The following is a 13,245-nucleotide window of genomic DNA, read 5'->3' as shown; positions in this document are numbered from 1 at the left end:
CCAAACTTGATTTGGGGTCACACATACTGCGTTTGCCCGGCTTGTGTGATGCTGTATCGAGTACAGCATGACGTACAGGGTCGCAAATGTTGTGTTGCCCGGCTTGTGAGATGCTGAATCGAGTTCAGCATGACGTGTTTTCTTGGTAACATGTTGAGATTAAACTTCATGATCTGTTTTTTTATATTGTGTGTACAGGCTATAAATCTTGGCATATAAGATAACTTCGCGAGGCTCATCATTAAAGAGCTTTTGCATAAAATCACCTAGTTCTATATTGAGCACCTTCAAAACTGTATGTAATACCTCTGGGGGGAGTTGAGGATATGAATTTTTGAGAAGGTGAGTATATCGGTGTTGTTGGTTCATCGTTGATCGTTTTGGTTTTAATTGTTTGTTACGTCACCCCAAACTTGATTTGGGGTCACACATACTGCGTTTGCCCGGCTTGTGCGATGCTGTATCAAGTTCAGCATGACGAAAAAAGGAAGCAGGGGTATCTATCATTTTGGCGTGAAAAAACTGGTATTAAATGACCCCTGCACTTCCCTTTTGTGTTGACGATATACATGCTACGTCAAGGTTGGGGGTATGTATCGTTGTATTGACATATTGCAATCTTTAAATGATAAAGGTTTACCCTCTCTAATCTTATCTATAGATAAGTGAGAGTTTGAGATCATTGTGGCAACTTCGTGTACACTAGTACCTTTTTGATACGCTTCTATAATCCAATGGCGTAGCAATAATGCATAGCCTCTATGCTCTTGTACACACTGATTAAACTTCGACTGTTTAATCGATAGTAATCGTAATACATGTTGCTCAAAATTGGGGTTTGGGGTAATTTTCATAACATTTCATTTATATCTAATCATCTTTATATTCTTTTTCATAGTGATCAATAAATTCTTGTATAAACTTGTCGATTTGATTAATCCTCTCACTACTAAGTCTCCGATTGTATTTTAAAAATTTATGGATTGTACCTTTTGGAAATGATAAATACTTCTCTAAACCAAGAATATTAAAAACCAGTTTATACGTTATCAATACACTTTCTACACGTTCTCTTTTTGTTATTCTCCTCTTTTTTTTCATTAACCTATTCTGTTTTTATGGCTAATCTTTTCTTTATAATAAAGCTGCTCTCTGAGAAACTAAAAAAGGGGTATTGTTCTCTATTTTTATTAAAGTTTACTTGTGTTTACAACTATTTGTTACTTATGTTTGTATATACATAGAGTATCCTTGATCGTTTGTAAAAACCAACACGCAATTTTGTCGTATAAAACAGCTATAACATCGGGCTCTTTGTACATAAATCATGTATATTTAACTAAATACAAATCAAATATACGCAAATATTGCGTATTAAAAACAAAATAATATATTTTTTTGCGCAATATTTGCGTTTTTTAAGAAAGACACATGGATAAAGGTCAATTAAAAACTATACGAAAAGAACTGGGGTTAACACAAACTGAATTAGCAAAATTGGTTGGGGTTTCTCCTAGAACAATACAGGGTTGGGAGTACGGTGATCAAAAGATTCCTAAAACTGTAGAAGACTTTTTGAATAGACAATTGCTTGACAACAAATCTAATAGCGATACTACAACAAGTACACATATGGACGTGTCCGGTATCGATACGCTATCTATGGAAAGAATGGTAGAATTTTGCCTAAAACATAAAGAAGAATTCTTAGAAATCCCTTCTATAAAACTATTGATCGAACTTAATAGAAATGAAGCAAAAGCAGAACTACTAGAAAAACATATTATCTTAAAAAATAGTAATAAACATGATGCTACTTAGAAAGTAGTGTATACATTTCTTCTTCATTAAACTGTATGCCTAGCTCTTGTAATAATAAAATCCTATTAAGGTTTTTGATACGGTCTTTTACAATCTTGTTTTTTTCTAGAAGCTCTCTATTAACCGCATTGAGTGTAATATTACTAATCAATAATTCTTCTTCTTTGTTTTGAAAATCATCGAGTAGTACAGCAAATTTGTCTATAGCATCAATCAACGAGATTTGATTATTGTTTAATAGGCTTTTTAGGTTTTTGATATCAGAGTACATATTTTTTTTCATAACAATTTTAGCCATTTCCTTCTAGAACTCTTGCCTTTAAAATTTCTAAAACATCTTTGGCATCCTGAATAAATTCTTGGTCTTTATTTTTCTTTTGCTCAAAATGAAATATTAAACGTTTAATTACAAAAACTAAAAAAACAAAGAATATACATATACCAATTGCAAATACATAGCCTAAAAAGTTGTCTGAATGTTGCGGACTAAATATCCAAATCAATTGTAGACCATAACAATATATAGCAACAAAGAATGATATTTTGTATGGTTTCATATACATACCTAATATCATCAAAACGGGCGCTATACTTTGCATAAACGCCCATATAAAATTACTAAAGTTAGAGTAACCAAACGTATATTCACTCTCAAAGCCTAAATACCCAAAAAATTTATCTAGATATAAAAGTAAACCTGAGAATACGATAAAAATAGTACCTATAATTCTGGTTTTAAAAGATACGTGTATATCTGATAGGATACTATTATCAACCTTGCGAACCTGGTCTTTCAATATCTTTATCCGCTCCTTGAATTTCAATTTCTTCTGTATTTTGTAGTTCATCATTAATACTATCTGCCTCGCATGCAAATAAGCCTATCGCTAAAAATAGAAAAAGAACTTTTAATACTATTGTTTTTACTTTCATAATGTAAGTTTTTATTTTTTTGATAGCGTAAATTACACCCTCAAAAACGTTTTAAATAATTGATTTACAAGGTAAAACTAGAGTTAAATTATAAAAAAATCTATAGTGTTTTTTAAGTATTTTGGCAGTACTTTTGCGGTGTTTTTAGTAAAAAAACAGGTTTTTTGAGGGGAAATATTATCCTAAAATCTATATAAAACGACAGATTTGGCTTTTATAGAATAAAAAATGATGTTTTTACATCATAATTATTTATTAATCAGATCATTACATTACGGTAAAACCGTAAATAGTAAAGAGTGTATTCTCTGCTTTTAAGTACGAAGTATTGATTATAAATCGTTTTTATGAAATTAATTTTTCATAAAATTTCTTTCCACCTAAGCAACACATATTTCCTTTTGCGTTGCCCTAACCGATATAACTATGCGAGTTGTATCTAATTTTTTTCAAATACCATTTGAAAATACGTTTTATTAGGGTTTTATCATGTTACATTACAACTCCAAAAAAAGAATTCAAAAAAAAATCGCGAGTCCCGAAAAATGAAACTGTGATGCAGTATCCTTGCAGCATTATTAATTTTAAAATCTTAAGACTATGTCACAAGACAATCAAATCAGTGTAGAAATCCCGGTACAAACTACAGATACGCTGTTACAAAGCTTACAAGAAGCCAAAAATGCATTGGCTCCTTTTCTACAAGCCCTCACAAACGAGGAGCGTGCCAATATGCTCAAAATGGGAGACAAATCTGCTCCTACGGTACAAAAGGTAAAGTCGTATCTAGAGACCAACCCAGAGTTTGCCCCATCGTATATGGATAAGGTAGAGTTCTTAAAGGATGAGGCCGTAGTATCGCAGCTTACTCCTATTTCAAATATCTTGAATCAACTTGCTTCTGATGTAGAAGATACACTTATGCTTGCCGGTAGCGAGGCGCTTAAGTCTTCGCTATTATATTACGGGCAGGTAAAAGAGGCGAATAACAAAGGGGTAACGAGTGCCAAGCCTATTTATGAGGATTTGAAGAAACGTTTTTCTAAACGATAACGATAGACCAAAACACTAATTTTTTTAAAGTTAAGACTGTCTAAGAAAAGTGAACTGTGTTCCTTTTTTTGAGGCAGTCTTTTTTGTATCATTTTGGCTGGGTGTATTGTTGATGGTTTTAGGTCGCTCGAGGAGTGTTTATCCTATAGTATTGATTGATTTTGATTGTTTAAGGTTGAATTGGTCTTCGACAAGCTCAGACTGACAAGCTGATGGGTTCAAAATAGTCTATCAAACGATCTAAACTGAATGGTTTTGGTTCTTTTTTGAACCTTTTACCTTCTCGGTTGAACCTCGGAGGTTCAATTTTGAATGTTTTTTGTTAAATTTTTAACTTTTTAGATTCAAAATAGAATGTCATACGTTAAAATTTTAACCTTTAAGGTTCAAATTTGACTATCAAAGGTTAAAATTTTAACGTATTAGGTTCTCCGAAGAATGTTTTTGGTTCTTGGTTGAATGTTTTAGGTTCAAAATGAATATTAACTATTGTTTTTAAGCTTTATTAACTGTTTTATACACTGTCTTTAAATAATTTACTAATTAAGCAACTTTCATAATAATAAAATATAAAATTATTCCTGGAACCAACATCATTGTCAAATAAATCAATCTGGTATTGGCAAAATACAAAAGTGGTATCCAAATCTGTTCGTACCATTTTATAGAGTAGTAATCTGGATGTTTTATTCTAAAAAAATTATTATCAATTGGATTATGATTCTCATACCGCCGTAAAATATTTTGATATTCCTTTTGAAGTTTTTTGCAAAATTCTAATTTATCTTTTTCTGCAGCATCCTTTTCATAAGATTTATAATTTTGAAGTTCGTTATACAAGTCAGCCAAATCTAATGCACAATCGTGGAAATTTTTCGCTTTTACTGGATAATTTTGAGCATTTTCTAATAATGAAAAGACTAAAACCAAAATAGACAAGGCAGTTATGGTAAAAGCTATTACATTGGGATTAATAGCATTAGGATTGTAAAGGTTATAAACTGAAACTAATCCAAAAATAATAAGATAAGCAGATAAAAAACTTATGCTTAAAGTTGAATATTTAGCAATTGTCTTTAAACGACTATCAGCAGTAAACCTAGTACCTTTAGTTGACCAAATTTTATGCTTTAATTCTTCAAGGAAATCTTTGTCTAAATGTTCTTTTCCCTTTCCTTTTTCAAAACTTTTTGTCATATTTTACTTAAAAGCATTTTAACGGACTTGTTATGAAAAGTAGCGTATAAAATAGACACTAACTTTTCGGTTAAACACAGACCTTTCTATAATTATTAATATTCTGTTTAAGCGCTTAAGCTACTATTTTTTATATACTTTGTTGGACATTTGTAATTTTTATACCGTCAAAGAAATAGTCCAAAATATATTTGTCAAAATTGTCTAAATCTTTTGTCTGCTCAATTGTCTTTTCTTTTCCCATTTCATTGAATGTTACTATTGCCTTATGAATAGTAAGTTCACTATCATAAAAGTCAATTACTTTTGATTTGTGCATTTTTTTTGAAATCATACGTGGTAAACCATATTCTTCAAGTTGAAAAACTACCTTAGGTAGAAATGCTTGAGAACATAAAGTCATAAATCTTGTTATATCATAACTCTTATCTCTTAAAATCCTTTTTTGTAGAGAATTTAAATCTTGAAGTAAGGCAGAAAACTTATAGGTTACGTTTCTTTCCAATTTAAAGAAATCATCAATTCCAACATCATAATCTTCAAGTTCCTTTAGTAATTCAGGAATTGATTTACTCCAATTATAAGCAATGATTTTGATAAATTCTACGAATGTTTTATAACCTGTTTCCCAATTACCTGGTTGTAACTTAATAATTTTATATAATAGTCTATCCCAATTTTCAGGTTTAAACTCATTAAGGTAATATAAACCATTCCATTCGTCAGGGTTTTTGGTTAAATCAATTGCAATGGTTTTTATCAAATCTGAATTACTTGATTGAAATACTGATTCCGTTTTTAATTCTTCATAGACTTGAACTCCTATAAGTTCAGACATTTCTTCATTGTAAAGTTTCAGCTTTGCAACTTGTTCTTTGGTTAAAAGACTTTCGTATTTAGGTTCATCTAAATCTCCTAAAATTTCATCTGGAAAAGGAATATCTAATTGGGTTTGTCCATCTTCTGGGGGTTGTTCTAAAATATAAATTTTACCAATAAAGTACTTGAACATTCTTCCACCTCTACCAATAATATTTTTATAGGTGAAATCATCTAATTTGGCAATACCTTTTCTGTTTCTCCAGATAATTACGTTTTTAGCAGATGTGTTTACACCTTCAATTATTGAAGAAGTAGAAATCAAGTTCCTAATACCATTTTCCTCTTCAAACAGCTTTACTTGTATTTGACTTAAGGAACGATGTAATCTTCCATTATGAATACCAATTTCACGGCTAACTAATTTTGTTAAACTCCAATTGACATCATAGTTTTCAGATAACCAATCTGCAAACATATTAAGAAGTTCATTTTTTATTGGTTCATACGTATCAAGAAATAAGTTAGTCAAGCTGTCTATATTGGAATATGTTCCCGCATAAATCAAAGACTTTTCTAAATTCTTAGACAAAATTTCTAATAGCTTACTACTCTTTTCTTCGTTATTATTTATCTGATTATAGAGTTCGTGTTTTTCTAAGTAAACAGTATTAAAATCAAGTCTAATAAACTCCATATCTTCTGTGAATGGGTTGCTATCTAAAGAAGTGATGTTTGGTGCTAAATAATACTTTTGGTTAGATTTCGCACCTAACTTTATCATTGCCCTTATTAAACTTGGTGACCGTTCTTTGTCAAATTTACTACTTGCTTTATAAAATTCATCAACAATCATAATGTCGAAGGATTCAACAATATTGATATAATTCATAGCTCTTTCTTGGGGAAATATGAAAATGTTTTTGTCTGATAATTCTACGTCAGAAGTTGTTATGATTTTGTATTCGTGAGCAAACTTTTTATAAAGTCTTCTTCTTGTTTCGTCCGTTAATGCTAAAGTTGGTACAATTATTAAAACATTATTTGGTTTCTTGATTTTGATGTAAGCATCAATTACAAAGCTTTTTCCAAAACTGGTTGGTGCACTAACTGCAATGTTTTTACCTTCTAAAAGACTTTTAAGTAAAAATGATTGTTCTCGATGAAGAGTTAATGGCTTTTCTTCACCAACATCTACTTTAAAGGCATTATAAATGAATCGTTCTTCCCAATTTGAAGTCTCTGGTTCTAAATAAGGAAAAAGCCCTGTTTCTCTAATTAAATGATTAACTAAAGGATTATATGCTAAGTCATTATTGTCATGGTAATCCAATAACTTAATAAGTTCTTGTCTGGCTTTATTTTCTTGATTAGAAATTAGGAGTCTGTTTATTATATGGCACTGATCAAAAACTTGTTCTTGCATATCTAATCTCTGTAAGCTTTTGCTATTTGAATGAATTTATTTACGATTTTTTCCTTTTCTGCTACAGGGAATAGGATTATATGAAAATTAATTTTTTCATATAAATGCACTGACGTGCATTTATTAATTTGTTTTTTGAAGTATTGCGTTGCTCTGTCTTTGTGATAATCAATTATTCCTTGCTTATATTCATCAGTCAAATCTTTTCCTAATTTTGTTTTTTCACATTCATATAAAAGTAGAATCGGAATGTTTAAAATTGGTTTGATTTTATCTATTGATTCAGTTTGAGAAAGACTTGCCTTTATTTTATTTCTCAAATCATCCGAGATTTCTCCAAAATTATTTATGTCGCTCAAATTAGTTATTATACTATTTTCTTTTTTGATTTTCTCTAAACTAATTGAGTCTTTTACGGAAGTGACAATTGTATCTAATCGAGTATTTTCAATACTGTTATAAAATTTGGATTCTCCAAACCAAAGAGAAAAAGTGTCTTGGGATTCTATTACAATGTGAACACTATCCGAACCTTTAGCCTCATCTCCTGTATTTTGTTTATAGAAAATTTTAGGTACGATTGGAAGTGCAGAATAGTAGTCTTTCATTATTCCATAAAGTACGATTTCTGCAATTTCACTACCTCTACCTATTGCGTCTACAGATTCCACTAAACGTAGTTTTTTTGCTGATTCGGCAAGTAAAGAACCTGCACCATCATTTAATAAAGATTGTCTTTCACTATGACTTAAAGCAGTTTCCGTGATGTTGTCCCAAACAAATTTTTGAAATCGTTCATATCTCCACTCTCCGTTTTCAAAGTCATTGATTATTCCAAGAACTGATTTGTTTTCAGTTGGACTTAAAGTACCGTCTAAATTAATGTCATCAAATATTTTATTTATGATAATTTCAAATTTCATTCTCCGTTTTCTTTAATCAAGTCTAACAACAATATATACAGACCTAATTAAACGGCAGTACCTGTTTATAGCCGTTTGTATTTGATTACAGATAGTATTTACTATTGTATTAAATTAATGATCCCAAAAATCAACAATCTTTTGTTACGATTTTTACGGATTTCCACATTTGGGTGAGATTTTTATATTTTTTAGCCTACAATAAGTGTATCCAATTGATTTTCAATAGATATAGAAAAGAAGTTTTTTTGTGAATGGGTATTCTAATCGTGAGTGGTAATAACGAATGTTTTAGGTTTAGATGATTGTTTGTAAACCTATTATTAGAGTGATATATAATGTATAGCACCAGTTACAAACTGGCGCTAGCAGGAGAATTAGAAACTTTAATAATAGATTCATTACTATTTTTTGCAGATTATAAAAAGCTATTCTCTATCGAAGTAAGCTGTAACTTTTTCTTATGATATCTGTTGCAAAATCCTAAAATTTATAGAAAGAAATATCTCAAAGCTTATCTTTGAGATATTTACTTTAAATCAAAATATGCTATAAATTTAATTAATGTCGATATGAAAAAAATACTTAAAGGATTCGGAATAGTTTTCGGGTTTGGCTTATTGTTAATTATATTGATGTTTTACTGGCTATCCAAACCAAAAGGCAAAGATGTTTCTCAAGTAAAGCCTTTTGTAGATATTATAAATACAAAAGTTACAACCAAAAGACCAACCTTAATTTTGCTATATCCTGGACAACCAATAGATAAGAATTACATATATCACTTGGAAGATGGGAATAGTTTTGGAATGAATTCCGATCTGGAAACTATTTTTAAAATGCCTAATGGAACAGAAGTTATTATCGATAAAGTGAAGCTCCAAACAGGTCGTGTAAGTGGTACTACTAGCTGTTATTTACTAGGGAAAGTAACCGATAAAAAAACGAAACAGACTTATGCTTTTCAATATTCTTGGGGGAATTATTATTTTTTGGGAGAGGACAAACCTTATTGGAAATTTGAGCAAGCTTTTTGGCAAGACAAGCCTTTAACTGACAAATACTACATTAAAATTCCATAGATTTGAGAAGAATATAATGGAAATATGTGTACCGGTACACATATACAATTGTTGTAAACAATTATGAACGAACGCGAAGACTACTTTAGAATTTCCAAAAATGGACACGTTCACACGTTGAGCGATAGAATTCCATTTAACTGGACAGAACTATTGATTTGGACTTCTACTTCATTCATATTTCTGATTTGGTTTCTCGGAATTGGAATCGGAATTTTTGTTGCGATTTTGACTTTAATCGGATACACAATTTATCGATTTGCCTCTTGGATTTACTACTCAGAATTAAAAATAGACGAGAAAAGCGGAAAAATAATCCGACTGAAGAAAATTCTTGACCGAACTCAAAAAACGGAATTGATAAGCGATAAGTTTGACCCAAACCGATTTGAATACTCGGAATTGACTCGAAGTGGAAAAACTAAATTCTTAATGAATTATCGGACACATAAAAACAACGAATTATTAATATTAAAAAACAAAACAGATAAAGAACAAATTGAGAAATACATTGCGGAAAAAATAACTGTTTACAACAATGTATAAAAATAATTGCTCAATTCTGGGCTTAACTAAAGGTAGTTGCAAGTTTACTACGTCTGATTTTCCTTCGGAAAATCCTCGCACGCAAACCCGCAACTATTCTTATACCAACCATTACAGCCAATTGCTCAAAACATTCTACAAATAGTCAAAAATATTAAATGAGAAAAAAACTAAAAATTATATTTCTTACAATACTTTCAATTGTCTTACTCCTCTTGGTACTTTTGTCTATCCAATATACACCTACTTACGTTTATCGACTCATAACCATGAATGTAGCAGATGTTTATGATTACAAGAACTTTGAAAATCATAGGATTAAAGGAGCAAAACATACTAATACATTTATTTCAAATCCAAAAGAGAAGTATATAGAATCTTTATTCGAAGAACTCGTAACTAAAACTGGGTTTAATAGCTTTGAAGAATGGGCAATCAAGTCTCAAACCACTGCGTTAATTGTCATCAAAAAAGACACCATAATTTATGAGAAGTATTTTAATGGATTTAATAGAGATTCCTATTTCCATTCTCAATCTATGGCAAAATCTTTTATATCATTTTTAATAGGAGCTGCCATTGATGACGATCTAATTAAAAGTTTAGATGACCCAATAACAAATTATATCCCAGAACTTTTAGAGCGTGATGAACGTTTTAAAAAAATAACTATCAAAAATTTACTCGAAATGCGCTCTGGACTTGCATACAATACAAGTCTTATACCTTTTACCAACATTCATTCTCCTTGGCACGATGAAGCGGTTGGATACTATCATCCCAATGTTCGAAAGCTGTTACTTGAGAATGTAGAAATTTCGTCCGATCCGGAAAAAGATTTTCAATATTCCAATTATAATACAAGTTATTTAGGATTAATTCTAGAAAGAGCTACTAACTTGACCGTATCCAATTATTTAGAGCAGAAATTATGGTCAAGGATAATGGAATATGATGCGCTTTTCTCCTTAGATAGTAAGGAATCTAATTTTGAATATATGCCAAGTCGTCTGATTGCTCGAGCGATTGATTATGCACGTTTTGGTCAGTTAATGCTAAAAGAAGGAAATTGGAATGGCGATCAAATCATATCAAAGGATTGGATTCTTGAATCAACTAGAGAAAACAAATCAATTCCTAGATATATATATCCAAAATGGTTTGGAAGAGGTAAGAAAAGAATTTATTATAATTACCAATGGTGGGGTCACGTAAATAAAGATGGTTCTTTCCATTTCTATGCTAATGGAAATCTTGGACAGAATATTTATATTATCCCTTATAAAGAAACAGTAATAGTTCATTGTGGGAATTCACTTAAACATTATAGCAGTGATTTTGATTTATGGAATGTTGCATTATTACTGAAATAAGAATTGAAACAAAACTGGCTGTAACACGGCGTATAAAACACAGCTAATAAGTATTTAACCGAAAGGTTTTGTATATTTAGGAAGTCCGCCAATTTTTTAATTTAGCTTTTTAAAAACTGAAAAATTAAAAACAAAACATAAAAATTCGGCTCTACATTAATCTGAAAAGTTAGTGTCTTTTTGCACGCTACGTTTCATACACAAGCCGTTGTATGCTAATTAAAAATAATAATGATAAGTTTAGAGGATATAAAAGAAAAAATACCACCGACTATTGAAATACCAAAGGAATTTGATTTATTTTATGAATGGACAAAGGAACATGAAGAAGAAGTTATTTCAGGGTGTTTTGAATGGCGCAGTAACTATGCTGAATTTATAGAAGGTTGGTTTGGAGCAAATAAAGCTGAAAAATTTGGAATGTTTGGTGCCGGTTCAACAGGAAATATTTATGCATTTTGGATTAATGAAAATGGAACTCAAAAAATAGTACATATAGGTTCTGAAGGTGAAGAAATGTTAATCATAGCTGATAATTTTATCGATTTTCTTAGATTTCTTGCTATAGGTTACGATGATCCTTCAGAAGATATGAATAAAACAATTTTTGATTATTACATTGGAGAATATGGAGAAGAGGAAGGACAGGAAGAACTTGAATACTACGTAAACACTGAGTTTCAAAACTGGGTTAGAGAAACCTTTAACGTAACAATTCCTAAAAAGGGTATCGAAATAATAAATATTTCAGATAAGACTTTTGAAATTTGGGTGGAAGAAAACTCTTTAAACTAAAGAAAAGTGGCTACAACAAGGTGTGTAAATAATAGCGGTTTAAGTGATAAAACGAAAAAGCTCAAGAAATTAAAGATTGTTTTGCTTCAATCTATGACATAAGAGATTATAATCTAGTAGACAAGACTTACGATAAAGAAAGTACGGAAGTTAGAATTCAATTTGAATATAAGATGTACTAGCCACTACTTGATCTGACAGTTGACATTTATCTGGCACTTTGAAAAGCACTTTTAAGCTCATTGTATTCGATGAGCTTTTCTTTTGCTAAAGGTATTGAATCTTTGAAAGTTTGCAAAGGTGTTTTACCATAGCAATATTTTCCAGTATGTGTTCTTTCTCTATTGTACCAATCTATCCACTGATCCAGATCGGTTTGTAACTCTTCTAGAGTGTTGTAGACTTTTTTTCGAAAGGCTACCCAAAAGAACTCTTGCTGCAAGGTTTTATGGAATCGCTCACAAATACCATTAGTTTGTGGGCTTTTTGCCTTGGTTTTGGTATGATCTATATCTTCTATGGTAAGATATAGTTGATATTCGTGATGTTCTCGTTTACCACAATATTCCGTACCTCTATCAGTTAAAATACGCAATAAAGGAAGCTCATTTTGCTGATAGAAAGGAATAACCTTATCATTTAGTAAATCAGCAGCTGTAATAGCATTTTTGCGATCATAGAGTTTTACAAAAGCTACTTTACAATAGGTATCAATAAAAGTCTGTGCATAGATACGACCTATGCCTTTTACAGATCCTACGTAGTAAGTATCTTGAGATCCTAGATAACCTGGATGATGAGTTTCTATTTCTCCATGAGCTTGCTTCTCGTCTTTAGCTCGTTCTAGAGCTTGTACTTGAGATTCCGTAAGTACAAAACCTTCTTGTGCAGATTTAGCTTCTAAAGCTTTTAAACGCTTTTTAAGTGTCTCTAAATCGTGACGTAACCAAACACTTCTAACACCACCAGGAGAAATGAATGTACCACGCTTCTTAAGTTCATTAGAGGCTCTGAGTTGACCATAAGCAGGATATTCTATAGCAATAGCTACTACTGATTTTTCTACTTCTTGACTAACCCTATTTTTTAAAACAGGCTTCTTCTGGAAATTTCTTGGAGAGCTAGCTCTCCACCTTGTTCATAAAGTTCTTTGAATCTATAGAAACTATCTCTACTATATCCCATTACTTTACAAGCTTGGGATACGTTACCTAATTGCTTTGCTAACTCTAATAATCCTAACTTTGGTTTGATGATTTTTTCTTCTGTATTCATCT

The 13,245-nt window shown here is 31.0% G+C and carries 15 protein-coding genes and 1 pseudogene; 6 read left to right on the top strand and 10 right to left on the bottom strand.

The genetic code is table 11. From position 1 onward, the window contains the following. Positions 1–159 precede the first annotated feature (159 nt). From FHK87_RS20500 to FHK87_RS20490, 3 genes are all read right to left on the bottom strand, one after another. On the bottom strand, positions 160–369 hold the full coding sequence (locus FHK87_RS20500) for a hypothetical protein (RefSeq protein WP_140596096.1): 210 nt from the start codon (positions 367–369) through the stop codon (positions 160–162). A gap of 203 nt (positions 370–572) precedes the next feature. After that, positions 573–854: a hypothetical protein gene (locus FHK87_RS20495; protein ID WP_140596093.1), complete on the bottom strand. Its 282-nt coding sequence runs from the start codon at positions 852–854 to the stop codon at positions 573–575. Between the two features lie 16 nt (positions 855–870). Then, positions 871–1,101 carry a hypothetical protein gene (locus FHK87_RS20490; RefSeq protein ID WP_140596090.1) on the bottom strand — a complete coding sequence of 77 codons (231 nt, stop codon included), beginning with the start codon at positions 1,099–1,101 and terminating at the stop codon, positions 871–873. A 330-nt stretch (positions 1,102–1,431) separates the two neighbouring features. Between FHK87_RS20490 and FHK87_RS20485 the strand changes: the two genes are divergently transcribed. Next, positions 1,432–1,821 carry a helix-turn-helix domain-containing protein gene (locus tag FHK87_RS20485; protein ID WP_140596087.1) on the top strand — a complete coding sequence of 130 codons (390 nt, stop codon included), beginning with the start codon at positions 1,432–1,434 and terminating at the stop codon, positions 1,819–1,821. Here the strand turns inward: FHK87_RS20485 and FHK87_RS20480 are convergent. From FHK87_RS20480 to FHK87_RS26385, 3 genes are read right to left on the bottom strand one after another with little or no spacing between them, the layout of a single operon-like run. Then, complete coding sequence (locus tag FHK87_RS20480; protein WP_140596084.1) at positions 1,814–2,104, bottom strand: hypothetical protein; 291 nt, start codon at positions 2,102–2,104, stop codon at positions 1,814–1,816. The two genes, FHK87_RS20485 and FHK87_RS20480, sit on opposite strands and share 8 nt — an antisense overlap. A 7-nt stretch (positions 2,105–2,111) precedes the next feature. Continuing rightward, entirely contained in the window at positions 2,112–2,618 is a 507-nt protein-coding gene (locus FHK87_RS20475; RefSeq protein ID WP_140596082.1) for a hypothetical protein, read from the bottom strand. Beyond that, positions 2,593–2,754, bottom strand: coding sequence for a hypothetical protein (locus FHK87_RS26385; protein WP_226294344.1), 162 nt, complete (start codon positions 2,752–2,754; stop codon positions 2,593–2,595). Before FHK87_RS26385 ends, FHK87_RS20475 begins: the two co-directional genes overlap by 26 nt. Before the next feature lie 600 nt (positions 2,755–3,354). Here FHK87_RS26385 and FHK87_RS20470 point away from each other — a divergent pair. Further along, positions 3,355–3,807: a hypothetical protein gene (locus FHK87_RS20470; protein WP_140596079.1), complete on the top strand. Its 453-nt coding sequence runs from the start codon at positions 3,355–3,357 to the stop codon at positions 3,805–3,807. A 543-nt stretch (positions 3,808–4,350) separates the two neighbouring features. Here the strand turns inward: FHK87_RS20470 and FHK87_RS20465 are convergent. The 3 genes from FHK87_RS20465 to FHK87_RS20455 form a co-directional block, all read right to left on the bottom strand. Beyond that, a complete protein-coding gene (locus FHK87_RS20465; protein ID WP_140596076.1) occupies positions 4,351–5,004 on the bottom strand; it encodes an SLATT domain-containing protein in 654 nt (217 codons plus the stop codon). A gap of 130 nt (positions 5,005–5,134) precedes the next feature. Further along, a complete protein-coding gene (locus tag FHK87_RS20460; RefSeq protein ID WP_226294343.1) occupies positions 5,135–7,249 on the bottom strand; it encodes a DEAD/DEAH box helicase in 2,115 nt (704 codons plus the stop codon). Positions 7,250–7,251: 2 nt separating this feature from the next. Then, positions 7,252–8,172 carry a HamA C-terminal domain-containing protein gene (locus tag FHK87_RS20455; RefSeq protein WP_140596072.1) on the bottom strand — a complete coding sequence of 307 codons (921 nt, stop codon included), beginning with the start codon at positions 8,170–8,172 and terminating at the stop codon, positions 7,252–7,254. A gap of 572 nt (positions 8,173–8,744) precedes the next feature. On the opposite strand from FHK87_RS20455, the gene FHK87_RS20450 reads away from it, so the two are divergent. The 4 genes from FHK87_RS20450 (at position 8,745) to FHK87_RS20435 (ending at position 11,968) form a co-directional block, all read left to right on the top strand. Continuing rightward, positions 8,745–9,254, top strand: coding sequence for a hypothetical protein (locus FHK87_RS20450; protein WP_140596070.1), 510 nt, complete (start codon positions 8,745–8,747; stop codon positions 9,252–9,254). 63 nt (positions 9,255–9,317) lie between these two features. After that, entirely contained in the window at positions 9,318–9,800 is a 483-nt protein-coding gene (locus FHK87_RS20445; protein ID WP_140596067.1) for a hypothetical protein, read from the top strand. 158 nt (positions 9,801–9,958) lie between these two features. Further along, positions 9,959–11,173, top strand: coding sequence for a serine hydrolase domain-containing protein (locus FHK87_RS20440; RefSeq protein WP_140596065.1), 1,215 nt, complete (start codon positions 9,959–9,961; stop codon positions 11,171–11,173). Positions 11,174–11,404: 231 nt separating this feature from the next. Next, complete coding sequence (locus FHK87_RS20435; RefSeq protein ID WP_140596063.1) at positions 11,405–11,968, top strand: hypothetical protein; 564 nt, start codon at positions 11,405–11,407, stop codon at positions 11,966–11,968. Positions 11,969–12,176: 208 nt separating this feature from the next. On the opposite strand, the pseudogene FHK87_RS20430 reads toward FHK87_RS20435, so the two are convergent. Continuing rightward, positions 12,177–13,243 (bottom strand): annotated as a pseudogene (locus FHK87_RS20430) (IS481 family transposase). Positions 13,244–13,245 lie beyond the last annotated feature (2 nt).

It is taken from the genome of Aquimarina algicola (genome assembly GCF_006443095.1).
GTDB lineage: Bacteria > Bacteroidota > Bacteroidia > Flavobacteriales > Flavobacteriaceae > Aquimarina > Aquimarina algicola.
This window is presented reverse-complemented; position numbering and strand designations above follow the sequence as displayed.

Coding starts and splice junctions, on each gene's coding strand:
- FHK87_RS20455 (WP_140596072.1), bottom strand. CDS start 8,172: ATGAAATTTGAAATTATCATAAATAAAATATTTGATGACATTAATTTA.
- FHK87_RS20490 (WP_140596090.1), bottom strand. CDS start 1,101: ATGAAAAAAAAGAGGAGAATAACAAAAAGAGAACGTGTAGAAAGTGTA.
- FHK87_RS20445 (WP_140596067.1), top strand. CDS start 9,318: ATGAACGAACGCGAAGACTACTTTAGAATTTCCAAAAATGGACACGTT.
- FHK87_RS20450 (WP_140596070.1), top strand. CDS start 8,745: ATGAAAAAAATACTTAAAGGATTCGGAATAGTTTTCGGGTTTGGCTTA.
- FHK87_RS20440 (WP_140596065.1), top strand. CDS start 9,959: ATGAGAAAAAAACTAAAAATTATATTTCTTACAATACTTTCAATTGTC.
- FHK87_RS20485 (WP_140596087.1), top strand. CDS start 1,432: ATGGATAAAGGTCAATTAAAAACTATACGAAAAGAACTGGGGTTAACA.
- FHK87_RS20435 (WP_140596063.1), top strand. CDS start 11,405: ATGATAAGTTTAGAGGATATAAAAGAAAAAATACCACCGACTATTGAA.
- FHK87_RS20470 (WP_140596079.1), top strand. CDS start 3,355: ATGTCACAAGACAATCAAATCAGTGTAGAAATCCCGGTACAAACTACA.
- FHK87_RS20480 (WP_140596084.1), bottom strand. CDS start 2,104: ATGAAAAAAAATATGTACTCTGATATCAAAAACCTAAAAAGCCTATTA.
- FHK87_RS20500 (WP_140596096.1), bottom strand. CDS start 369: ATGAACCAACAACACCGATATACTCACCTTCTCAAAAATTCATATCCT.
- FHK87_RS26385 (WP_226294344.1), bottom strand. CDS start 2,754: ATGAAAGTAAAAACAATAGTATTAAAAGTTCTTTTTCTATTTTTAGCG.
- FHK87_RS20465 (WP_140596076.1), bottom strand. CDS start 5,004: ATGACAAAAAGTTTTGAAAAAGGAAAGGGAAAAGAACATTTAGACAAA.
- FHK87_RS20460 (WP_226294343.1), bottom strand. CDS start 7,249: ATGCAAGAACAAGTTTTTGATCAGTGCCATATAATAAACAGACTCCTA.
- FHK87_RS20495 (WP_140596093.1), bottom strand. CDS start 854: ATGAAAATTACCCCAAACCCCAATTTTGAGCAACATGTATTACGATTA.